Source organism: Gammaproteobacteria bacterium, from assembly GCA_016705365.1.
Lineage (GTDB): Bacteria > Pseudomonadota > Gammaproteobacteria > Pseudomonadales > UBA5518 > UBA5518.
On the sequence record JADIYI010000008.1, the window covers coordinates 298543 to 322096 of the forward strand.

The window sequence follows — 23554 nt, forward strand, 5'->3', positions numbered from 1 at the left end:
GTAACTCAGGCGCGGTCGGCCGCGAACGCGATGACCTCGTCGATGCGCGCGGCTCCGAGCGCGATCATCACCAGGCGGTCGACGCCGAGCGCCACGCCGGCGGATTCCGGCAACCCGCTGGCCAGGGCCGCGAGCAGGCGCTCGTCGGGTTCGCAGACCGGCAAGCCCGCCGCGGCGCGCGCGGCATTGTCGCGCCCGATGCGGCGTCTCAGTTCCTCGGCATCGCACAGCTCGTTGTAGCCATTGGCGAGTTCGACTCCGTCCACGAACAATTCGAAGCGGTCCGCAACCTCGACGCCCTCGGTATCCACCGTGACGCGCGCCAGCGACGCACGCGCCGCCGGGAAGCCATCAACGAACTGCAGGCAACCGTGCCCCAGCCGCGACTCCACGCATTCGCTGAACAACAGGTCGAGCAGCGCATCGGGCGGCCAGTCGCCTACTGGCTCGCCCGACAGCCCGCTCGCCCGCTGACGCAGCTCCGCGAGGGATGCTGCCCCCGGGTCGAGCCCCGCGTGGCGCATTAACAATTTGCGCCACGAGTCGCGACGCACCGGACGCCCACCGATCACCGCAGCCACCAGCTGGGCCACCTCCGCGGCCAGTTGTGCCGTATCGAAACCCGGGCGATACCACTCGAGCATCGTGAATTCGGGATTGTGACGTGGTCCGCACTCGCCGCGGCGGAAGGCCTTGCCCATCTGGTAGATCGCACCGCTGCCGGCCGCGAGCAGGCGCTTCATGGCGAATTCGGGACTGGTTTGCAGATACCAGTCCACCTCATCGGCAAGCGGGCGTGCCGCGATACTCTCGAGCAATGGATCGGTGGCCGTCACCGGACACAGCTGCGGCGTGTCGACTTCGAATACGCCGCGCTCGGCGAAAAAAGCCCGGATACGGCCGAGCAGCGCGGCCCTGGCACGCAATGCCTCGATGCTTGCGGCCGGACGCCACGCCGCGCCGTCCCGTCGCATGCGCTCAGGAACGCACGCGGTTCATGTATTCGCCGGTGCGGGTATCGACACGCACGACAGCGCCGACATCGAGGAACAGCGGTACGCGCACCACCGCCCCGGTGACCAGCTTGGCGGGCTTGGTGCCGCCGGTGGCCGTATCACCACGCAGACCGGGGTCGGTCTCGACAATTTCGAGCTCCACGAAATTCGGCGGCGAGACCGTCAGCGGCGAATCGTTCCACAGGGTCACGGTGCAGGAGTCCTGTTCCTTCAACCACTGCGCGGCATCACCGACGATATCGCGCGAGGCCTGGTATTGCTCGAAGCTCACCGGATCCATGAAATTCCAGAACTCGCCATCGTTGTAGAGATATTGCAGTTCCTTGTCGACAGCATCGGCTCCGTCGAGCGTGTCGCCCGATTTGAAGGTGCGATCCCACACCCGCCCGGTCTTCAGATTGCGCAGCTTTACCCGGTTGAAAGCCTGCCCCTTGCCGGGCTTCACATACTCGTTCTCGAGAATCGAGCATGGATCTCCCTCGAGAATCACCTTGAGTCCGGCCTTGAATTCATTGGTGGAATACGACGCCATGATTGTCCTCGACAGGTTGCTGGCCACGAAATGCGCGCGATGATACTCCGTTCGACGGGCCGTTGGCAGCGCCGCGTCCGGCTTTGCAGGACGTGACGGGCATCGCGGGAACCGGGTAGCACTGTGCCCGGCCCTCTTCTACAATGCCTCGCAGCACCACGGCGCGAGGGCCGCGGGCCATGAGCCAAAGGCGCCCATCGATGCAGCAAAGCGAAACCCTACATCTGCTGGTCAGCAGCGAATCCCAGGCCCAGCTCGAAGCCTGCGTCGGGGTGTTCCGGGATGCCGGGTGGAGCGCGCGCGCGCATCGCGTGACCTCGCTGCGCGATCTCTCCGACATGCTGCGTGATCCGCAATGGGACCTGCTGATCGCCAGCGACAAACATCCGGAACTCGCCCCGGCAGAGGCGATCGCGACCATGGCAAAATCCTCGAACCCGCTGCCCTGCATCGTCCGTACCGCCAGCCCGGGAAACGAACAAGGCACTGCCTGGCTGCGCGCCGGCGCGCGCGATGTGATCGCCAATGACCAGGGCGAGCGGCTGCTGCTGAGCGCATTGCGCGAAATCAAGGCGCTGCGCGAGCATCGCGAACTGGAGGCCTTGCGCACCCGTCACGAGGAGGTCGCGCGGCGCGTCGAACTGCTGCTTGCGGCCTCGCAGGATGCCATCGCCTACGTCGTCGATGGCATGCATGTACACGCCAACGAACTGTACGCCAGGACATTCGGATACGCCGCTATCGAGGATCTCGCCTCGATACCCCTGGTCGACCTGATCGCGGCGGACAAGCAGCAACCGTTCAAGGATGCATTGCGTCGTTACCGCGACAACCCCGCGGAGCAGACTTCGATAGATCTCACCGCGGTGCGCGCCGACGGCAGCGAATTTTCCGGCCAGCTGGTGCTGTCGACGGCCAGCTTCGAAGGCGAACCCTGCATGCAGGTGCTGGTTCGTGCCACCGGTTCCACCATAACGGTTACAGCTGCGGCACCCGCCACGGCCGTGGCCGGAGGTATCGATGGGCTGGCGGATCTGCTCTCCGGAGCCGCGGGCGGCCAGTTGCTGCTGATAAGCGTCGATGGCTATCAGCAGCATTGCCGCAATCTCGGCGTGAGCGATGCCAGCCGCCTGGTCGATGAACTCGGCGCATTCGTCGCAAACAGCAGCCGCTGGCCGCAACTTCGGCGCGTGGGCGACGCAACGCTCGCGCTGGTGCTGGTCGGCACCAGCCCCGAACAGGCGCTGAAGCAGCTCCAGGCGGCCGTCGGCCTGGTCGCCAACCATATCCACGAGATCGGCGACCAGAGTGTCACAGGCAGCATCAGCGCCATCGTGTGTCCGCTCGACGAGGTCAACGACAGCAGCGTTGGCACGCTGATCGATCGTGCCTGGGGCGCCCTGCTGCTGACATCGGAGCGTGCCCAGGGCCTGCGCGGCGCGGACCCGGCGCGCGCGCAGCTGCAGGTGTGCGAACCGGTGGCAGTCGCTGCCGCACCCGGCTCTGAACAAAGCCTGGCCGATGCCCTGCAGTCCGGCGAATTCCTGCTGATGTTCCAGCCGATGATCAGTCTGCGCGGCGACTCCAGCGAGTACTACGAAGTGCAGGTATCGCATGCCGCGAGCAGGCAGAGCGCTGCACAATGGCTGCAGGACGCACAGCTGAACGACCGCACCCTGGATCTCGATCAGTGGGTTGTGACGCAGACGCTGAAGAAGCTCGCTGCCCACCGCCATCGCAATCCCGACACCCGGCTGATCGTGCCGCTCGGCTCCGGCAGCGTGCTGGATCCCGACTTCGCCACCTGGCTGGCGGCGGCATTGCGCGCCGCGGAGCTGCCCGCCGACAGCCTGGTGCTCCAGCTCACACACCGCACGGTAAACCGTGCGCTCAAGCAGGCCAAGGACTTTGTCGAGCGCCTGCGCGCGCTCGGCTGTCAGCTGGCAGTCGCCGATATCCACAGCGCCAACAATCCGATCCCGGACCTGGCGCTTCTGCACCCGCAGTTCGCGCGTATCGATGTCGCGCTTGCCCAGGCGCTCACCGACAGCGACGCCACGAATACACTGCTCAAACCGCTGATCGATTCACTGCACCAGGAACAGATCGCCTCGATCATGCCCGGAGTGGAGGGTGCGGGCGTGATGGCCGTACTGTGGCAGCTCGGCGTGAACTTCATTCAGGGCAATTACCTGCAGGCCGCCACTGCGGAAATGCAGTACGAGTTCACCGACCTGACCTGAGCCTGACTGCGGCCCGCCGCCTTGCTCAGCCGGCGCCCGCTTCGCGGTCGCTGATGCCGAGCAGATAGAGGATCCCGTCGAGCCCCAGCGTGCTGATCGCGTGGCGCGCGGATTCCTTTACGATCGGCTTGGCGCGAAACGCAATGCCCAGGCCGGCGATGCTCAGCATCGGCAAATCATTGGCACCGTCGCCGACCGCGATCACCTGCTCCAGGGAAATCCCCTCGCGGGCCGCGATTTCGCGCAACAGCTCTGCCTTGCGCCGGCCATCGACGATCTCCCCTGTCACCCGACCGCTCACCTTGCCGTCCACGATATCGAGCTCATTGGCAAACACGTAGTCAATACCCAGTCGTTGCTGCAGGCGGCGACCGAAAAAGCTGAAACCACCGGAGATGATCGCCGTGCGAAACCCGATCCGGCGCAGCGTACTGACCAGCTTTTCGGCGCCTTCGCTGAGCCGCAGCTCCGCAGCCACTTCCTCGAGTACCTGTTCGTCGAGCCCGGCCAGCAAGGCAACCCGAAGACGGAAACTCTCGCTGAAATCCAGCTCTCCGCGCATGGCCCGCTCGGTGATCGCGGCCACTTCGGCACCGACTCCGGCCCGCTTTGCCAGCTCGTCGATGACCTCTGCCTCGATCAGCGTCGAGTCCATGTCGAACGCCACCAGCCGCCGGGTACGGCGGAACATGTTGTCCTCCTGGTAGGCAATATCGACACCGAGCTCGCTCGCCAGCTCGAGAAAATCGCGTCGCACCGTGGCCGGGTCCGCGAGTTCGCCACGCACCGAGAACTCCACGCAGGCACGATCGCTCACCGCGGCGGCATCCGCCGATACACGCCCCGACAGGCGCATGATCTTGTCGATATTGAGCCCATGACGCGCCACCACTTCGCTGAGGCGTGCGATCTCCTCGCCCCGGATCCGCCGCGACAACAGCGTCACGATATGCCTTGCCTTGCCCTGTCCCGCCACCCACTCCCGGTAGCTCGCGGCGCTGACCGGCGTGTAGCGCAGCTGCAACCCCATTTCCTGGCTGCGAACAAGCAACTCGCGCAACGCCGCGGATGTCTCCCGGTGTTCGGGAATCTCCACCAGCAATCCAAGCGCAAGATTGTTGTGGATCACGGCCTGCCCGATGTCGAGGACGTTGATCGAGTGAGCCGCCAGTATGCCGGTCACCATCGAGGTGATTCCCGGGCGATCGTCGCCCGCGATGCTGATCAGGACGATTTCCTTCATCGCGCTCAGTCCGCGGCGACTTCGAGGCGATCGACCTTCTGGAAACCGCGTGGCAGCTTGTTGCCCCGACGGCCGCGTTCACCCCGATAATTGTCCAGGTCCGCGACCTTCAGGCGCAGGAAACGCTTGCCGCTGTGCACCAGCACGGAGTCCCTGGCACCCAGCACCACCGCGCCGAGCATGAACTCCTCCCGGGTCCTGAAGCGCGCCGCCGGAATCGCAATGATCTTGTTGCCCTTGCCGCGCGAGAGCATCGGCAATTCGCTGGCCGGGAAAGCCAGCATGCGCCCTTCGTTGCTCACTGCCACCAGCAGGTCGGCAGCCGGATCCCTGACCCGCATCGGGGCGAGCACCACGGCGCCCTCCGGCACCGTGAGTACCGATTTGCCGGCACGATTCTTGGACTGCATATCCTCGAGGCTCACGATGAAGCCATAACCCGCATCCGTTGCGAGCAGGTAGCGCTGCGCATCATCACCCATCAGGGCACCGGCAAAACTCGCCCCCGATGGCGGATTGATGCTGCCCGTGAGCGGCTCACCCTGGCCCCGCGCGGACGGCAGGTTGTGCGCGGCCAACGAATAGCTGCGACCGGTGGAATCGAGCAGCACGACATTCTGGTTCGAGCGCCCGTGCACCGCACACAGGAAGGCATCTCCCGCCTTGTAGCTCAATTTTTCCGCATCGATATCCAGCCCCTTGGCGGCGCGGACCCAGCCCTTCTGCGACAGCACTACCGTGATCGGCTCGGACGGTACCAGTTCGGTATCGCTGTAGGCCCGGGCTTCCTCGCGGCTCACGATCGGCGAGCGTCGCGCATCACCGAACTCGTCGGCGAGCGCCTGCAATTCCTTCTTGATCAGCGTCTTCATGCGCGCCTCGGAACCGAGCGTGAGTTGCAGCGTGTCACGCTCGTCCGCGAGCTCTTTCTGCTCGCTGCGGATCCTGAACTCCTCGAGCTTCGCGAGATGACGCAACTTCAGTTCGAGAATGGCCTCGGCCTGCTCATCGCTCAGGGTGAAGCGCGCCATCAGCACGCTCTTGGGCTTGTCCTCCTGACGGATGATGGCGATCACCTCGTCGATGTTGAGGAAGGCAATCAGCAGACCATCCAGAATATGCAGCCGGCGCAGCACCTGCTCGAGCCGGTACTGCAGGCGCCGGCGCACCGTCTCGCGGCGGAATTCCAGCCATTCGCGCAGCATCGAGCCCAGGTCGCGCACGCCCGGGCGCCCGTCCATGCCGATCACGTTCATGTTCACGCGGTAGCTGCGCTCGAGATCGGTGGTCGAGAACAGGTGCGACATCAGGCCGTCGGCATCGATGCGGTTGGAGCGCAGCACGATCAGCAACCGGGTCGGATTCTCGTGATCGGATTCGTCACGCAGGTCCGCGACCATCGGCAGCTTCTTTGCCTGCATCTGCTGGGCGATCTGCTCCAGCACGCGCGCGCCCGAGACCTGGTGCGGCAACGCGGTGATCACGATGTCCCCCTGCTCGCGCTGCCACACGGCGCGCGCGCGCAAACTGCCACGACCGCTCGCATACATCGCCTGCAACTCGTGGCGTGGCGTGATGATTTCGGCCTCGGTGGGGTAATCGGGACCCTGCACCCACTGGCCCAGTTCCTCGAGGCTGCTGCCGGGCTTGTCCAGCAGCTGGATGCAGGCCGCCGTCAGCTCGCGCAGGTTGTGCGGCGGTATATCGGTGGCCATGCCGACCGCGATCCCGGTCGTGCCATTGAGCAGGATATGCGGAGCGCGTGCCGGCAGTACGGCCGGCTCATCGATGGTGCCGTCGAAATTGGGTGACCAATCCACGGTGCCTTGGCCAACCTCCGAGAGCAGCATCTCGGCGATTGCCGCCAGGCGTGACTCGGTATAGCGCATCGCGGCAAAGGATTTGGGATCGTCCGGCGCGCCCCAGTTGCCCTGCCCGTCGATCAACGGATAGCGATACGAGAACGACTGCGCCATCAACACCATTGCCTCGTAGGCCGCGCTGTCCCCGTGCGGATGAAATTTGCCGATGACATCGCCCACGGTGCGCGCCGATTTCTTGTACTTCGCGCTGTTGCGCAAGCCGAGTTCGTGCATCGCGTAGATGATGCGCCGCTGCACCGGCTTCAGGCCGTCGCCAATGTGCGGCAACGCCCGATCGAGGATCACGTACATCGAATAATTGAGGTAAGCGCGCTCGGTATAGTCGCGCAGCCGCATACGCTCGATATCGCCGCCGGCCGGCATCTGGTTCTCGCTCATGTATCTCTCTGTCCAGCTAGGGGGCGGATGTCGCGACGGGCGCCGCAGCGGATTCCGGCGGCACGTTGTCGCGCATCTGGTTGGCAATCTGCTCGCTCAATTCGAGCAGCAGCGCGCTGATATCGGCCGCCAGCGAGTCGGCAGTGCTGCCCGATCGGGCCCGCCTCAGCCTGCTGCCGTGCTCGAGCGCAGGCTCGGCGCCCGTTGCGCGCTGCACCGACCAGCTCGCTACCAGTTCCACCGCGGTGGTGGTGGCATCGAGGCGCGCCACCGTGCAGCGCACAACCCAGTCCGGGTTCCAGTCGCGCGGCCAGGGCCGTACGCGCACGCTGTCGGTCTCGAGCAGCGCGCCGAGGTTCAACGCCAGGGTGCGGCGGATGCCGTCTTCAAGCGGCTCTGCCCAGCGCTCGAACCCGTCGAGACGGGCGCGATTGGCGCTTTCCATCATGACGATTTCCGGACGCTGCAGGTATTCCGCGACCTGCAGTTCGGCGATGCCGATCGAGGGACTCGAGGCACCGCGACCCGCCGGCGCATTGGCGCTCAGCAGATAATAGTCGATGGGGGGCGTTGAACCACACCCTCCCAGCAGCAACGCCAGGACCGCAAGCGACAGGAAACGTACCCGGTGCATGCTCATTTCTCCTCCATCTCGCGTCGCCCTCGGATCAGCGACTCCGGCGCGCGCTCCAGCGAGTCGGCAAGTGCCTGCAGCGCGCGCGCCGAGCGCCCCAGTTCGGCCGCGGCCTGGGTCAGTTCATTCATCACCGGCGACTCCTCCGACATCGCATAACCGAGGTCATCGGCGGTGCCGCGTATCGTGGCCAGCGTCGCATCGAGCTGCTCGAGGCTGCGCGCCAGGTTGGCGCCAAGCTCGCTAACTTCCTTGCGCACATCGGCCACCGCGCCATTGGCCGAGTCCGTGAGCCCGTTTATCCGCGCACTCACGTCCGCGACTTGCCGCTCGACGCTGGCCGCCAGGCGCTGCGTCTCCTCCAGGGTGGCATTGACCTGTGCCGGGATCCGCTTGGTCTCCGGGTCCGCGAGCAATGCGTCGATGCCGCGCAACGCGGAATCGGCATGCTCCACAAACGCCTGTATGTCGATGGAACCGATGCGCTGGAGTATGGCTTCGAGCTCGGTGGGTGCCGTGGGGATCTGTGGCTCCTCGGTAGGGAAATCGGCATAGACGGGCGGTGAATCGGGAAGAAAATCCAGATCGACGTACAGCAGTCCGGTCAGCAGGCTCTGGGTCTTGAGCTGCGCCCGCAGCCCGCGCGCCACCAGCGGTTCGAGAAACTCGCTTTCCGATGACAGCGTTTCAATGCCCAGTTCGTGCGGATTGACCGTGACGATCACCGGGATCACGAACTCGAGTTTCCTGGAATCGTAGCTGATGCCGATGTCGCTGACCTCGCCGATCTTGACACCACGCAAGGTCACCGGCGCTCCCACATTGAGCCCCTTCACCGAACCGGTGAATATCACCGATGCGGCACGCACCTCGTTGTTGGTGCCGAACAGCGAACCGCCAAAAAACACCGCGCCGCCGGTAACGAGCGCCAATGCACCGACCACGAAGCCGCCTATGGCGGTCGCACTCACCTTGCTGCTCATGCCTCGACTCCTGCCATCGTGGATTCTTCACCGCGCGACAGGAATCGTCGCACCACTTCATGGGCACTGCCGTGCAGCAGCTCGCGCGGATTACCCGTGTCGAGCATCGTGAGTGTCTGCGCATCGAGATAGACCGAATTGTTCGCGATCGTGAAAATGCTTGCCAGCTCGTGCGTGACGATCACCACGGTGGCGCCGATGGCGTCGCGCATCTGCAGGATCAGTTCGTCGAGCAGGCGCGAACTGATCGGATCGAGGCCTGCCGAGGGCTCATCGAAAAACAGTATCTCCGGATCGAGCGCAATGGCCCGGGCCAGGCCGGCGCGCTTTTGCATCCCGCCGCTGATTTCCGCCGGATAATAATCCTCGAACCCCGCCAGCCCCACCAGTGCCAGCTTGTAGGCCACCAGCTCGCGGATCGCTGCCGGCGCGAGCCCGGTGTATTGCTGCAAGGGCAAAGCCACGTTTTCTCCCAGCGTCATGGCGCTGAACAACCCCCCCGACTGATAGGTGATGCCCCAGCGCTGGCGCATCCGGTCCCGCTCCCGGGAGGTGGCGCGCTGGTAGCTCTGGCCGTCATAGAGAATCTCGCCGGACGCGGGTTCCATCAGGCCGATCATATGCTTCAGCAGCGTGGATTTGCCACAACCGCTCCCCCCCATGATCACGAACACATCTCCCCGGTTCACCACGAAGTCGAGATCCTTCTGGATCACCCGCGAGCCGTAGGCCATGGTCAGCCCGGCGACCCGTATATGCACCTCCGCGATGCCCATCGATTCAGATTCCCAGCCGCTGATAGAGAATGTTGAATGCGGCATCGGCAACCACCAGGTAGACGATGGCGGTGACCACGGCATCGGTCGTGGCCTGCCCGACTGCTTCCGAACTGCGCCCGCACTGTATCCCGGCGCGGCAACCGGCCACCGCGATCAGCATTCCGAACACCACGCTCTTCACTACCCCCGTCGCGATATGGGTCAGCGTCACCGCCTCGCGCGTTTCGTTCACGAACATGCTCCATGATACGTCCATGCCGAGCGCCACCAGCGCCCCGCCCAGCATCCCGAGCACATCGCTGTATATGCACAACAGCGGCATCACCAGCACCAGCGCCAGCATCCGCGGCACCACCAGGAACTCGATCGGCGACATGCCGAGCGTGCTGATCGCGTCGATCTCCTCGCGCGTCTGCATGGTGCCGAGTTGCGCGGCATAGGCCGCGCCGGTACGCCCGGCCATGATCACTCCGGTCATCAGCGCGCCCATCTCGCGCACCATGCCGATGCCCACCAGGTCAGCCACGTAGATCTGGGCGCCGAACTGCTGCAACTGCACCGAACCGAGATACGCGAGGATCATGCCGACCAGAACGCTGATCAGGGTGATGATGCCGATCGCGGCCGGACCCGCCTGCTGGACGAACCAGAGAAAATCCACCATGCGGGTGTTGGAACGCCCGCTCACCAGGCGTACCAGCGCGATCTGCAGCTCGCCGATGAAGGCGAGAAAGTCGGCGATATCCAGCCACGCGCTGCGCAGCCACTGTCCGCCCAGCAGATAGTGCAACAGCGGTGCGCGCGATGCCGGCGGGCGCTGGTGCGCCGGCACTTCCAGCGCCAGCGCCATCAGCCGGCGGGCCCCCTCGGGCAAGCCAGCGTCAGCGAAAGCCGTATCCCGCTCGCGGCACAGCTCGCGGCAGCGAAGCAGCAGGATGACCAGCATCGAGTCCCAGGCACCGAGACGCGTGCAATCGAACTCGATCCGGGGCGCAGGCAGTGCCTGCAGTTCACCCACGATGCGCGCACTGCCGGGCGCGGGTGCTGCGATCAGCCAGTCGCCTTCCAGCTCCAGCACCAGCACATCGCCGCGCTGCTCGAAGCGGTATTGCGCCGGCTGCCCGGTCGACTCGGAGTTCGCGCTCATATCCGCTCGGCCTGGTTGCCGCTGCGCTCCAGCCAGTCGCGACGATCACCGGCGCGCTTCTTGGCCAGCAGCATGTCGAGCAGCTGATCGGCCTGGTCCTCCTCGACGATCGTGAGTTCCACCAGGCGCCGCGTATCCGGCGTCATGACGGTCTCGCGCAGCTGCAGGGGATTCATCTCTCCAAGGCCCTTGAAACGCTGTACATTGACCTTGCCCTTTTTCTTCTCGGCCTCGATCAGGTTCAGTATTCCTTCCTTTTCCGCCTCGTCGAGCGCATAAAAAACTTCCTTGCCGATATCGATCCGGTACAACGGCGGCATCGCCACGAATACTCTTCCCGCTGTCACCAGCGGACGGAAATGGCGCACAAACAGCGCGCACAGCAGCGTTGCGATATGCAGCCCGTCGCTGTCGGCATCGGCCAGGATGCAGACCTTGCCATAGCGCAGGCCCTCGAGATCCGCCGATCCGGGATCGACGCCGAGCGCCACCGCGATATTGTGGATTTCTTCCGACGCCAGAATCTCGCTGCTCTGCATTTCCCAGGAATTCAGGATCTTGCCCTTCAGCGGCATGATCGCCTGGTACTGGCGATCGCGCGCCTGTTTCGCGGAGCCACCGGCCGAATCGCCTTCGACCAGAAACAGCTCGGTGTGCTCGAGGTCCTGCGAGGAACAATCGGCCAGCTTGCCCGGCAGCGCCGGCCCCGCGGTGATTTTCTTGCGCTCCACCTGGCGGCTCTTGCGCAGTCGTGCCGCGGCCGCGTTGACCGCCATCTCAGCCAGCTTGTCGCCTTCACCGGTATGCTGCCCCAGCCACAGCCCGAACGCATCGCGCGCGACACCGGCGATGAAGGTTGCCGATTCCCGCGATGACAGGCGCTCCTTGGTCTGGCCGCTGAACTGCGGTTCGCGCAGCTTGGCCGACAACACATAGGCACAGCGATCCCACAGGTCCTCGGGACCGAGCTTGATACCGCGCGGCAGCAGATTGCGGAATTCACAGTACTCGCGCAACGCCTCGAGCAGACCGGCGCGCAACCCGTTCACGTGGGTGCCGCCCTGCACGGTCGGGATCAGGTTCACATAGCTCTCGGTGATCAGCTCACCACCCTCGTGCAGCCACTGTACCGCCCACTCCACCGCTTCGGTCTTGCCGCTGAAATTGCCGACGAATGGTTCGACCGGCAGCGTCGGGTACTCCGCGGTTGCCGCGCGCATATAATCGGGCAAGCCGTTTTCGTAGTACCACAGCTCACGCGCACCGCTCGCCTCCTCGGTGAACGATATGCTCAGGCCCGGGCACAGCACCGCCTTGGCGCGCAACAGGTGATGCAGCCGCGGGACCGAGAACTTGACGGTGTCGAAGTACCCGGGGTCCGGACGAAAGCGCACCGTGGTACCGGTGTTGCGCTTGGCCACGGTATCGATTACCTCCAGTTCCGAAGCCTTTTCACCGTTGCGGAACCGCATGCGGTAGACATTGCCATCGCGCCGCACCGCCACTTCCAGCTCCAGCGACAGGGCATTGACCACCGAGACGCCGACGCCGTGCAGCCCGCCGGAGAACTGGTAGCTGCGATCGGAGAATTTGCCGCCCGCGTGCAGGGTACAGAGAATCACCTCGACCCCGGGTTTGCCCTGCTCGGGATGGATATCGACCGGCATTCCACGCCCGTCGTCGGCAACCGAGAGCGAGCCATCGGCGTGCAGGATCACGTCGATGTTGCGAGCAAATCCCGCCAGCGCCTCGTCGATGCTGTTGTCGATCACTTCCTGCGCAAGGTGATTCGGGCGCGTGGTATCGGTGTACATTCCGGGGCGCTTGCGCACCGGGTCGAGGCCGGTCAATACCTCGATTGCTTCCGCATTGTATTCGCCACTGAACGCCATGATGCTCCCTGGATCTGCAGGCACGGTTTTGGAGGAAGGACAGTTTACCCAAAATGCCGGCCCGGATAGGGTCAATCCCGGGCGGGCCGGACGATTCAGAGGTATCCGGCCGAATCCCGATCAATCGGAAAGATGACACCCTGCACCCGCTCGATGCGGGTTTCAAGACCTCCGTCGGCGCGCAATTCCAGCCAGCGCATCCCCGGAGCAAGCTCGTCCACCCGGAACCCCACGCTATCCGGCGCGAACTGCACGCAGGTCGAGGGCGCCGCCAGCAGCTGCAACGTTCCTCGCTGGCGTGCAAATTCCTGGTGCACGTGCCCCCAAAGCAGGGCGCGCACCTGTGCATGCGGCGCCAGCATCTCGAACAGCGCCGGCGCATCCTCGATCATCTGCTCATCGAGCCATGCGCAACCGATCGCCACCGGCTGGTGGTGAAGACACACCAGGGTCGGCGATGCCGGTTGCAGAGCAAGGAGCTGATCGAGCAGTTGCAGTTCGGTGACGCCGAGCCGCCCGCCCACGGCGCCGGGTATGGTCGAGTCGAGCAACACGATGTGCCAGCCTCCGACCAGCACGCTGCGCGTCATCGGCGCGCCGTCGCCGAGCGTCACGCACATCTGTCCCGCGTCATCATGGTTTCCGGGCAGCCACAACCAGGGGATACCCAGCGCATCGAAGCGCCGGCGCAATCTCTCGTAGGCAGCGCGCGAACCGTGGTTCGCGAGATCGCCGGTTGCGAGAATCAGGTCGGGGCGCTGCTCGCCCGTGCCGAGCAGCCGGAGCACATGCTCCATGCTGGCATCGGTATCGAGCCCGAGCAGCGTTCCGCCGTCGCGCTCCTCCAGGTGGGTATCGGTGATCTGCGCCACCCGCACCCGTCCGGCGTTGCGGGGAACCACGAAACGTTGCTGCACCATGCCTGTCTGCACTCCGCCGCTCAGCCGCCAACCGCCAGGGCGGCATCGGTGAGCACATGTCCATCCAGGAGACAGCGCGACAGCCACTCGCCCAGCAGACGGTTCAACTGCCACTTCTCGTCGCGCGCCATGCCGTCGGCGTTCGGATAATCGTAACGGGGCAGCAGGCGTCGGACTTGCGCGCAGCCGATCACCTCGGCCATGCGCGCATCGAGGTACACGCGCACCCGGAACTCGCTCGCACGACGCCCCCAAACGGGTCTTTTCTGGCGTACCAGCAGCTCGGCGGTATACCGACAACGCTCCGTCACCCTGGCCTCGAGCGTATCCTGATACGCACCAAGCGGCCGCGCCCCGACGACGACACACTGCCCCTCGTGGAACCCCGGCAACAATTTCCGCAGGCGCAGGAAGTTCACCTCGCATTGCGCATGGTGAATCTGCAACGGCGAGCATTGCCTCCAGTCGACTGGATCGCGATTCTCGCTCTTGACGATGGGGCGGGGTGCTTTCATGTGAACTGAGTATATAAGCATTTGGCGACACCCCGATTGCGCCGTCCGGAATTATTCCTGCACAAATGCCCGGCCGATGCGCACCAACCCGGGTTAAAGCGTCATCGCTCCTCTGCTACACTTCGCCCCATCAGCGCTCATCGCGCAACATGAATATTTATCCATACGAGGCAACCGATGCTGCATTCCGGCCTGCGCACCCTGCTGATCGTTCCGCTGATGTTCCTGCACGCGGCAGCGCACTCCGACACGTTGCTCGACATCTACGAGATGGCATTGAAGAACGATCCGGTGCTGAAGGCCGCGCAGGCGAGCTACCGCGCCGGGCAGGAGGCCGAGGTGCAGGGTCGATCGGCCCTGTTGCCGCAGGTCGGGGCGCAGGCAGTTTACGGCGAGACCGATCTCGAACAGCAAACTTCCCGCATTTTCTCGCTCGGCGGCACCAATATTCCGAGCAACACCGACCAGGATGTCAACGGAGAGCGCGAAGATTACTATCTGACGCTGTCACAGAATATTTTCAACGTGCCGGCCTGGTTCAGTTTCCAGCAGGGCAAGGAGCTCAGCCTGCAGGCCGAAACCCAGTTCGCCGCCGACCAGCAGGACCTGGTGCTGCGCACCGTCGAGGCCTACACCAACGTATTGCGGGCCATCGACAACCTCAAAGCCAGCCAGGCCGAGGAAGCGGCTTTCCAGCGCCAGCTCGAGCAGACCCAGCAACGCTTCGAGGTGGGCCTGATCGCGATCACCGATGTGCACGAGGCGCGCGCCGCCTATGACCTCGCGGTGGTCAACCGTCTCTCCGACGAAGGTGCACTCGGCGTGTCGTACGAGCTGTTGTCCGTCCTGACCGGGCAACCGCATCACAATCTGTGGCTGCTCGATGAAAATTTCCCGGTTGTCGATCCGCAGCCGGTCACGCCCGAAGAGTGGGTGGATCTGGCGGTGAATGGCAATTTCGAACTGAAGACAGCGGAATATGCGGCCGAAGCCGCGCTCCAGGCCTCGCAGTCGCTGCGCGCCGCCCATCTGCCAAAGATCACCGGAAATCTCAACTGGCAGAACACCCACGATGACGGTCGCGATCACGACAACCTGCTCAATCAGAGACTCAACAATTCGGCCGACGTGGAAGGAACGAGCTTCACGATCAATTTCGATATGCCCCTCTACGCCGGCGGCTACATCAGTTCGCAACGCCGCGAATCCTATGAACGCTACAACGTGGCGCGTGACACCTACACCTCCGTCATGCGCAACACCGTGCAGGCCACGCGTTCGCTGCATATTGCCGTGGTTACCGATGTGCAGCGCGTGCTGGCGCGCAAGCAATCCATCGTCTCGGCACAGAGCGCGCTGGATGCGACCACTGCCGGCTACGAGGTCGGCACCCGCAACGTGGTCGATGTGCTGAACGCGCAGCAGGTGCTGTATCGCGCCATCCGCGACTATGCCAACACCCGTTTCGATTATGTGCTGCGGCTGATTCGCCTGCGCAAACAGGGCGGCATGCTGGGTCCCGAGGACATTCAGGCACTGAACCGGTGGCTGGTCGAGCCCGCCGCGGCAAGCAAGGGCAGCCCCTAGCAGCCTGCCGATACTGATTGCGGCGCGCGATCTCGATGCCGCGCCGGCATCCGGCAGTGCCGAGGTGCTCCTCGCTGTGGCGCACGCGCACTACCGTTACCGCGCTGCGGGAGAAATCCGCACGGCATCACCGCTCCGGTAACGATCGAGCATCACATTACCCGCGACCAGCACGCGAGCACGATCAAAGCGGGGCAATTCAGCTTTCATCCACAAGGACCCCTGGTTCCGGTAACGCGTGCGCAAGGGACGGCGCGGTCGCCACCCCGAAAGCATACGCGAAGCGGCCCGCGCGAGGCAGCGCAATTGCCAGCCATGCATCCGCGGAGTTATGGTGCGCGCCGGCCGCAACCGGCCGGGAACCGGAGAGCACCCATGACACTCGAGCTGCCGATCGATATCGATACCGTCAAAGGCTTCCTTGCCCCCGTCGAGGGCGCGGCACTCCACCAGGCCGCCCGCGAATGCTCGCGCTTCGGCCCCTGCCTGGAAATCGGCAGCTATTGCGGCAAATCAACCATCTACCTGGCCGCGGGTTGCAAAACTGCGGGTGGCGTATTGTTTGCGGTGGATCACCATCGCGGTTCGGAGGAACACCAGCTCGGGGAGGAATATCACGACCCGGCGCTCTACGACGACAGCGCCCGCCTGATGGACAGCTTCCGCGAATTTCGCGCCAACATCCGCCGCGCCGGACTCGAGGACACCGTGGTGCCGGTGGTCGCGCCGACGAGCGTCGCGGCGCGCCAGTGGCAGACTCCGTTATCGCTGGTGTTCATCGATGGAGGGCACAGCATGGAGGCGGCGGTAACCGACTATCGCAGCTGGAGCGGTCATCTGAAAGCGGGAGGCGTGCTGGCGATACACGATCTGTTTCCGGATCCCGCCACCGGCGGCCAGGCGCCCTACACGATCTACCAGCTCGCGCTGGCCTCAGGGCTGTACGAGGAAATGGCGCGCGTTGAGACGCTTGGCCTGCTGCGGAGAATCTATTAACCGCACCGCGGTCAGCAGGCTGCTCGCAGCGGTGTGTTCGGTGAGCGCGTCGGCCGCCAGCAATATGGCGCCGGCCGTCCAGGTCGGCTTTTCCTCGGGCCACAGCAGGTCCTCGACCCACTGGTAACCGGTCCAGTAGGCGCCGTCGTGATCGCGCCAGCGATGCAGCCAGCTGAACAGGCGCGCGGCACGCGCATGCTCGCCGGCCCCCAGCAGCGCCATGGTCAGCTCGGCCGATTCCGCGACCGTCACCCAGGGTTCATCGGAGACACAACGGCAACCCATGCCATCGACCACGAAGGTATCCCAGCGCGCATGCAGTCGCGCCCGGCTCTGCCCGCGACTCAGCGCGCCGGCGAGCACCGGATAGAACCAGTCCATCGAGTAACGGGTCTTGCTCTCCCAGGTACGATCGAAACGGTAGGGGCGATGACGCAGGGCCTCACCGAGATTCCAGCGCGCGGCAATCCAGCGCGAGCTGTCGCGATAGAGCGTGTGGGCGATATTTATGGCGCATTCGAGACTTTTGTAGATCGAACTGCAACCGGTCACCAGCGAATCGTCACGGGTATTGCCGGCGGCGTCCACTGCCCAGCAGACATCGCCATGCGCGGTCTGCTGCGAAAGCACGAAACCGATCGCCTGCTCGACCATCGGCCACATCGATTCCAGCCAGTCGCGGTCGGCGCACACCAGGTAATGGTGCCATACCCCGGTGGCGACGTAGGCCACGAAATTTGTCTCGCGCCGCTCGCGGTCGTGCACCTGCCCGTCCTTGTAAGCCACCCACCAGCTGCCATCCGGGAGCTGGATATCACGCAACCATTCGTAGGCGCGCGCGGCGGCGGCATGCTCGCCGGCCACGCTGAGCCCCATCGCCGCCTCTACGTGGTCCCACGGATCGGCATGGCCGGCGGGAAACCAGGGGATGCAGCCATCGGGCAGCTGCGCGGCCAGGATGAACTCCACGGTGGGACGCAGGAATTCCTCGGGATAGAGACCCTTGCTCAGATACAGTTCGCTCATGGTGCAACGGCCTTCTCGAAATACATGACGACACTCTTGCCCATCAGCGGGTTCAGGACCTTCTCCAGCCAGCGCGTCAGGCGCGGGCGTTCCATGAGGTCCCATACCAGCAGGCGGTGATAGCCGCGCACCAGCCGCGACTGCTCCTGGCGCTCCCAGAGCAGGCAACGCAACCACCAGAACGGCGAATGCAGCGCATGCGCCCAGTGCCTGCGATAACGGCGAAAACCGCATTCCTCGATATCGCGGTTGAGCTGCGCGGCATTGAATATCCGTACATGCCCGCCTGCGTTGGCATGGTACTCGTCGCTCAGGGCCCAGCAGACCCATTCGGGCCAGAATCGCGGCACGCTCGCGATCAGCGCCCCGCCGGGCTTGAGCACACGGCGGATTTCCGCGAGCACCTCGCGATAGGCCACCACATGCTCCAGCACTTCGGAACAGATCACCACATCGAAACAATGATCGGCAAACGGCAGGCTGAGCGCATCTCCGACGCTCAGGCTCAGGCTGCGCGCCTCGGAGACGGGAAGCTGTCCGGCAAAGGAGCGGGATTTGCGCGCGGCCGCGGCCAGATCGGCGGCACAGAGATCGACGCCGACGCAATTGACCTCGGCCGACAGCCAGGCAGCGATCGCATGCCGCCCCTCGCCGCAACCGAGATCGAGCACCCAGTCGCCGCGCTGCAGCGGCACATAATCAAGGTTGACGGTTTCCATGGCTCGCCAGGACCTGTTCGTAGTAGCGCGTCATCTCGCGCGCCGCGCGCCGCCAGCAGAACTGCTCGAGTATGCGTTCGCGCGCCCGCTCGCCGAGGGCCGTGCGCCGCGCGGGATCGCCGAGCAGTTCTTCGATGGCACGCGCAAGTGCGTGCTCGTCACCGGCCGGAACCAGCACGCCGGCATCGCCCACGACCTCGGGCAGCGCGCCGCCATCGGATGAAATGACAGCCGCGGCGCAGGACATCGCCTCCGCCGCGGGCAGGCCAAAGCCTTCATAGAGCGATGGCACCACCACCAGCGTGGATTCGCCATAGTGACGCACCAGCTCGCTGGTCGAGATACCGCTCACGAAATCGATATGCGACGCGAGGGCGAGCTTGCGGATCAGCTTTTCGGTGTCGCCCCCGGCCTTTGGCTTTCCCACCACCAGCAACCGCAATCCGGGATGACGCGGCAGGAGGTTGCGCAAGGCCAGCAGCAATACCCGCAGACCCTTCAGCGGCTGGTCCGCGGAAGCTGTTGCCATCAGCTGCAGCGGCTTGCGCTGGCAGTCAGGGCGCGGCGCAAACACATCCGAATCGACACCGTTGTAGATCAGCTTCAAACGATCCTCTGTCACACCGAAATCGCGCGCCACATCGCGCCGCGAGCAGGCCGAAACCGTTACCACGTGCTTCAAACCGAGCGCCACGCGCTTCTGCATGCCGAGAAACGAGTACCAGCGATAGGCCAGCAGACGCGGCCACCACCAGCTGCAGGCATCGAGCACCAGGCGCAGATCACTGGTGATCGGATGATGGATCGTGGTGACCAGCGGCACCTCGCGCCGCTGCAGGTGGAGCATCGCGTAACTGAGACTCTGGTTGTCGTGCACCAGGTCATATTCGTGCGCATGCGCCTCGAGGTAGGACAGCGCACGCCGGCCAAAAGCCTGCGGTTCGGCAAATCCTCCGCTCAGCTTGCTCAGCCACTCGATGATGTTGCTGAGCGAGCGCAAATGTCGCGGACGCAGCGACAGCAGCCCATTCTCATAGAGATTCATGCCCGGCATGGCGATCAGACGCACCCCTGCATCGAGATGCGGATAGGGCTCACCGGAAATCACATCGACCTGATGACCCAACTCGACCAGCGCCTTGCTGAGGTAACGCAGATAGACCCCCTGGCCGCCACCATAGGGGTGGCTGCGATATCCGAGCAGGCAGATGCGCAATGGCCGAACTGGTTCCAGCTCTTCCAGCGACAAAGCCTCTGAATAGCGGGCGGCGGGTAGCCGCGCCGGGCTGAGGGCTTGCATGACGATCCTCTGACGACTACAGAAGAGCTGACGGGTGCCCAGGCACCCGAATACCCATCCCTGGCCCACGCCGGCTGGCGCGGGCAGCGGCGGATTCTACTGAGCGAGTTCCCGAAAATCCATGCCACCACGCCCGCAGGAGCTTGCGCCACCCCGGTTCGCCTATAATCGCCAACACTTTTCTGCCAGGAACATTACAACCATGCAACAAAGCCGATACCGGGGCATCGTGCTTGCCGGAGGCAGTGGCACGCGCCTGCACCCGCTCACCAGTTCGGTCAGCAAGCAACTGATGCCGGTATATGACAAACCGATGATCTACTACCCGCTGGCCACACTGATGCTGGCAGGTATCCGCGATATCCTGATCATTACCACTCCGCACGACCAGTTTGCGTTTCGCGCCCTGCTCGGTGACGGCTCGCAATGGGGCGTTTCGCTCAGCTATGCCGCACAACCGGAACCCGGCGGGCTTGCAGAGGCATTTCTGATCGGCGAGGACTTCATCGGCAATTGCCCGGTGTGTCTTGTGCTCGGAGACAACATCTTCTATGGCGGCGGCCTGTCCACGAAACTCGCGAGCGCCAGCCAGGAGATCTCGGGCGCCACGGTTTTTGCGTACTACGTGCAGGACCCCGAGCGCTATGGCGTGGTCAGCTTCGACGCCGACAACCACGCCGTCGATATCGAGGAAAAACCACGCACCCCAAAGTCCCACTACGCCGTCACCGGACTGTATTTCTATGACAATGACGTAATCTCGGTGGCCAAGGGTATCGAGCGCTCGGATCGGGGCGAGCTCGAGATCACCGACGTGAACCGCGTCTACCTGCAACGCGGGCAGTTGCGGGTCGAGGTGCTGTCACGCGGTGCCGCCTGGCTCGACACCGGAACGCACAATTCGTTGCTCGATGCGGCCAACTTCATCCGCGTGGTCGAGGAACGCCAGGGCCTGAAAATTTCCTGTCCCGAGGAAATTGCCTATCGCATGGGCTTCATCGACCGCAACGAATTGCTGGCGCTGGCCAAACCTCTGAAGAAGAGCGGCTACGGTTCCTATCTCGAGCGCATTGCCAACGAAGGGAGCCCTGCCTGATGCGGATCATTCCCACCCGGCACCCCGAAGTCCTGTTGCTGGAACCGCGGGTATTCGGCGACGAGCGCGGCTTCTTTTTCGAGAGCTGGAACCAGCGCGCGTTTGCGGGCATCGGGCTGGACGCAACGTTCGTGCAGGACAACCACAGCAAGTCCGCGCAGGGCACGCTGCGCGGCCTGCATTACCAGACCAGCCAGGTGCAGGGCAAACTGGTGCGCGTGGTTGCCGGCGAGGTGTTCGATGTCGCGATCGACATGCGCCGCTCCTCGCCCCGTTTCGGCCAATGGGCGGGTGCCATGCTGTCGGCGGAGAATCGCCACATGCTGTGGATACCGCCGGGCTTTGCGCACGGCTTCTATGTCACCGCCAAGAGCGCCGAATTCGTCTACAAATGCACCGACTTCTATGCGCCCGAATACGAAATCTCGATTCGCTGGGACGATCCCGACCTTGCGATTGACTGGCCGCTGTTGAGCGGTGCTGCGCCGACGCTGTCGGCAAAAGATGCCTCCGGGCTACGCTTTGCCGCTGCGCCGGCACTGTAAACGCGTGATTCAGTTGCGATAACTGCCGTCCAGGATCGAGCGCCACCAGGCTTCGTTGGCCAGGTACCAGGCGAGCGTCTTGCGAATGCCGCTCTCGAAACTCTCGGCTGGAACATAACCCAGCTCGGTGTTGATCTTGGCGGCGTCGATCGCATAACGGCGATCGTGACCGGGGCGATCGCGCACATAGCTTATCAGCGTCCGCGAGGCCTTCCCCTGTGCCGGCATCGCCGCCGGGAAGCGGGCGGCAAGGGTGGCATCGGCGGCAAAGAATTCATCGACCAGGGTGCACAGCAAGGTGACGATATCGATGTTGGCCCACTCGTTGTTGCCACCGATGTTGTAGGTTTCGCCAACCCGCCCGCCATCGAGTACCAACTCGATGCCGCGGCAGTGATCGCTCACGAACAGCCAGTCACGGATATTGCGGCCGTCGCCGTATACCGGCAGCGGCTTGCCCTGCAGCAGGTTCACGATGCACAACGGGATCAGTTTTTCGGGGAAATGCCATGGCCCGTAGTTGTTCGAGCAATTGCTGGTCGTGACCTGCAATCCATAGGTGTGGTGATAGGCGCGCACCAGGTAATCCGATGCCGCCTTGCTCGCCGAGTAGGGTGAATTCGGGGCGTAGGCCAGCGTTTCGGTAAACGGCGCGTCCGCGGCCTCCAGCGAACCGAACACCTCGTCGGTCGATACATGGTGAAAGCGATGGGGGCGCCCATCGCCCAGCCACACTTCCCGTGCTGCCTTGAGCAGACTGTGGGTTCCGCCGACATTGGTGGAAATGAACGCATCGGGGCCGTCGATCGACCGATCGACGTGGCTTTCCGCCGCAAAGTGCACGATCGTGTCGATGGCTTCCTCGGCCAGCAGGGCACGGACCCGCTCCCAATCGATGATATCGGCGTGGACGAAGCGGAAATTGTCGCTCCCCTGCAGCGCCGCGATATTGGCGCGATTTCCGGCATAGGTCAGCGCGTCATAAGCGACCACCCGGTCCCCGGGGTGCCGCGCATGCCAGTAATGACAGAAATTCGCGCCGATGAAACCGGCCGCGCCGGTGACGAGCAGTCTGCGTGTCATGGGTTCAACCTCAACTCATCGAGCATGGCGCCAAGGGCCACGCGCCAGTGTAGTCGTTGCGCCTGCAGCTCGCGCAGCGCACGGCTCTTGTCGAGCACGCTGTAAGCCGGCCTGCGCGCCGGCGTCGGATAATCCTCGGTGGCGATCGGGTCGATCGCCAGCGCGTGCTGCCCGTCGAGCAGGCCGCGGGCGCAAGCTTGCTCGTGAATCGCGATCGCAAAGTCATACCAGCTCGCCACCCCGAGATCGCTCCAGTGCAGAATCCCGTCGAGCGCCGGATTCAGGGCGATTTCCCACACCGCCGCGGCCAGCAGCCGCGCCCAGGTCGGCGATCCCACCTGGTCCGCCACCACCCCGAGCCGATCGCGCTCGCGCATCAGTCGCAGCATGGTCTTGACGAAATTGTTGCCGTGAGCGGAATAGACCCAGGACGTACGCACGATCACCGCGGCACCAGCGCTGGCTTCCAGCACCCGGATTTCCCCCTCGCGCTTGCTCGCGCCATAGACACCCAGCGGCGCCGGCGAACTGTCGGGTCCATAAGGGCGCGAGGCATTGCCGTCGAACACGAAATCGGTGGACAGGTGCACCAGCCGCACGCCGAGCTGGTGCGCGGCCGCGGCCACGGCACCCGCGCCCGCCGCATTGACCGCGAACGCGAGCCCGGGTTCGGTCTCGGCACGATCGACCGCGGTATAGGCCGCCGCATTGATGATCAGCTCCGGCGTCCGCGCCAATACCCGCTCCCGCACGTCATCTGCCGCGAGATCGATCCCGGCGCGCCCTGCCACGTCCAGTTCGATACCCGCCGGCACGCACCGTTGCAGTTCCCATCCGACCTGACCGGTCGCGCCCGTTACCAGGACTTTCATCAGTAGATGCCCTTGCGTAAAGGGCCGCGATGGTAGCACAGCGCCTGCCCGCTCCCGAGGCACCCTATAATCGGTTTCCCAGCCCGCAAAACACCCAGTCGATGCACCCGGACCGTACCCCGCAGCCCCATTTCTGGCCAACCTGGATTGCCATGGCCCTGCTGT

General features: G+C 64.3%; 21 protein-coding genes. 5 read left to right on the forward strand and 16 right to left on the reverse strand.

Annotated elements, in window-relative coordinates:
- Positions 1–5: 5 nt before the first annotated feature.
- Positions 6–974, reverse strand: coding sequence for an EF-P lysine aminoacylase GenX (gene genX / locus IPF49_08830; protein MBK6287714.1), 969 nt, complete (start codon positions 972–974; stop codon positions 6–8).
- Positions 975–978: 4 nt separating this feature from the next.
- A complete protein-coding gene (gene efp / locus IPF49_08835) occupies positions 979–1548 on the reverse strand; it encodes an elongation factor P (protein MBK6287715.1) in 570 nt (189 codons plus the stop codon).
- Between the two features lie 200 nt (positions 1549–1748).
- Here efp and IPF49_08840 point away from each other — a divergent pair, with 200 nt between their 5' ends.
- The gene (locus tag IPF49_08840; GenBank protein ID MBK6287716.1) at positions 1749–3791 is read left to right on the forward strand and encodes an EAL domain-containing protein; all 2043 of its coding nucleotides are present in this window, start codon (positions 1749–1751) and stop codon (positions 3789–3791) included.
- A 25-nt stretch (positions 3792–3816) separates the two neighbouring features.
- On the opposite strand, the gene serB is transcribed toward IPF49_08840, so the two are convergent.
- The 9 genes from serB to IPF49_08885 form a co-directional block, all read right to left on the reverse strand.
- Positions 3817–5043, reverse strand: a complete 1227-nt coding sequence (gene serB, locus IPF49_08845; protein MBK6287717.1) for a phosphoserine phosphatase SerB — start codon at positions 5041–5043, stop codon at positions 3817–3819.
- A complete protein-coding gene (gene parC / locus IPF49_08850) occupies positions 5040–7280 on the reverse strand; it encodes a DNA topoisomerase IV subunit A (GenBank protein ID MBK6287718.1) in 2241 nt (746 codons plus the stop codon). The genes serB and parC overlap by 4 nt, the downstream gene beginning before the upstream one ends.
- Positions 7281–7311: 31 nt before the next feature.
- On the reverse strand, positions 7312–7929 hold the full coding sequence (locus IPF49_08855; protein MBK6287719.1) for a membrane integrity-associated transporter subunit PqiC: 618 nt from the start codon (positions 7927–7929) through the stop codon (positions 7312–7314).
- Between the two features lie 2 nt (positions 7930–7931).
- On the reverse strand, positions 7932–8912 hold the full coding sequence (locus IPF49_08860; protein ID MBK6287720.1) for an MCE family protein: 981 nt from the start codon (positions 8910–8912) through the stop codon (positions 7932–7934).
- Positions 8909–9688, reverse strand: a complete 780-nt coding sequence (locus IPF49_08865) for an ATP-binding cassette domain-containing protein (protein ID MBK6287721.1) — start codon at positions 9686–9688, stop codon at positions 8909–8911. The genes IPF49_08860 and IPF49_08865 overlap by 4 nt, the downstream gene beginning before the upstream one ends.
- A 4-nt stretch (positions 9689–9692) precedes the next feature.
- Positions 9693–10838: an ABC transporter permease gene (locus IPF49_08870; GenBank protein MBK6287722.1), complete on the reverse strand. Its 1146-nt coding sequence runs from the start codon at positions 10836–10838 to the stop codon at positions 9693–9695.
- Entirely contained in the window at positions 10835–12730 is a 1896-nt protein-coding gene (gene parE / locus IPF49_08875) for a DNA topoisomerase IV subunit B (protein MBK6287723.1), read from the reverse strand. Before parE ends, IPF49_08870 begins: the two co-directional genes overlap by 4 nt.
- 95 nt (positions 12731–12825) lie before the next feature.
- Complete coding sequence (gene cpdA, locus IPF49_08880) at positions 12826–13650, reverse strand: 3',5'-cyclic-AMP phosphodiesterase (protein MBK6287724.1); 825 nt, start codon at positions 13648–13650, stop codon at positions 12826–12828.
- A gap of 20 nt (positions 13651–13670) precedes the next feature.
- Positions 13671–14165, reverse strand: a complete 495-nt coding sequence (locus IPF49_08885; protein ID MBK6287725.1) for a DUF1249 domain-containing protein — start codon at positions 14163–14165, stop codon at positions 13671–13673.
- A gap of 177 nt (positions 14166–14342) precedes the next feature.
- Here IPF49_08885 and IPF49_08890 point away from each other — a divergent pair, with 177 nt between their 5' ends.
- Together IPF49_08890 and IPF49_08895 are read left to right on the forward strand one after the other, a co-directional pair.
- Positions 14343–15752: a TolC family outer membrane protein gene (locus tag IPF49_08890; protein MBK6287726.1), complete on the forward strand. Its 1410-nt coding sequence runs from the start codon at positions 14343–14345 to the stop codon at positions 15750–15752.
- A gap of 375 nt (positions 15753–16127) precedes the next feature.
- The gene (locus IPF49_08895; GenBank protein ID MBK6287727.1) at positions 16128–16748 is read left to right on the forward strand and encodes a class I SAM-dependent methyltransferase; all 621 of its coding nucleotides are present in this window, start codon (positions 16128–16130) and stop codon (positions 16746–16748) included.
- Here IPF49_08895 and IPF49_08900 read toward each other — a convergent pair.
- From IPF49_08900 to IPF49_08910, 3 genes are read right to left on the reverse strand one after another with little or no spacing between them, the layout of a single operon-like run.
- The gene (locus IPF49_08900) at positions 16686–17774 is read right to left on the reverse strand and encodes a prenyltransferase (protein ID MBK6287728.1); all 1089 of its coding nucleotides are present in this window, start codon (positions 17772–17774) and stop codon (positions 16686–16688) included. The genes IPF49_08895 and IPF49_08900 overlap by 63 nt on opposite strands.
- Entirely contained in the window at positions 17771–18493 is a 723-nt protein-coding gene (locus IPF49_08905) for a class I SAM-dependent methyltransferase (GenBank protein ID MBK6287729.1), read from the reverse strand. Before IPF49_08905 ends, IPF49_08900 begins: the two co-directional genes overlap by 4 nt.
- On the reverse strand, positions 18474–19793 hold the full coding sequence (locus IPF49_08910; GenBank protein MBK6287730.1) for a glycosyltransferase family 4 protein: 1320 nt from the start codon (positions 19791–19793) through the stop codon (positions 18474–18476). Before IPF49_08910 ends, IPF49_08905 begins: the two co-directional genes overlap by 20 nt.
- A 202-nt stretch (positions 19794–19995) precedes the next feature.
- On the opposite strand from IPF49_08910, the gene rfbA reads away from it, so the two are divergent.
- Together rfbA and rfbC are read left to right on the forward strand one after the other, a co-directional pair.
- Positions 19996–20889 carry a glucose-1-phosphate thymidylyltransferase RfbA gene (gene rfbA / locus IPF49_08915; GenBank protein MBK6287731.1) on the forward strand — a complete coding sequence of 298 codons (894 nt, stop codon included), beginning with the start codon at positions 19996–19998 and terminating at the stop codon, positions 20887–20889.
- Positions 20889–21434: a dTDP-4-dehydrorhamnose 3,5-epimerase gene (gene rfbC, locus IPF49_08920; GenBank protein MBK6287732.1), complete on the forward strand. Its 546-nt coding sequence runs from the start codon at positions 20889–20891 to the stop codon at positions 21432–21434. The genes rfbA and rfbC overlap by 1 nt, the downstream gene beginning before the upstream one ends.
- A gap of 9 nt (positions 21435–21443) precedes the next feature.
- On the opposite strand, the gene rfbB is transcribed toward rfbC, so the two are convergent.
- Both rfbB and rfbD read right to left on the reverse strand, forming a co-directional pair.
- Positions 21444–22517: a dTDP-glucose 4,6-dehydratase gene (rfbB, locus tag IPF49_08925; GenBank protein MBK6287733.1), complete on the reverse strand. Its 1074-nt coding sequence runs from the start codon at positions 22515–22517 to the stop codon at positions 21444–21446.
- Positions 22514–23389 (reverse strand): dTDP-4-dehydrorhamnose reductase, encoded by an 876-nt coding sequence (gene rfbD, locus IPF49_08930; protein MBK6287734.1) that lies wholly within the window; start codon positions 23387–23389, stop codon positions 22514–22516. The genes rfbB and rfbD overlap by 4 nt, the downstream gene beginning before the upstream one ends.
- Between the last annotated feature and the right edge of the window lie 165 nt (positions 23390–23554).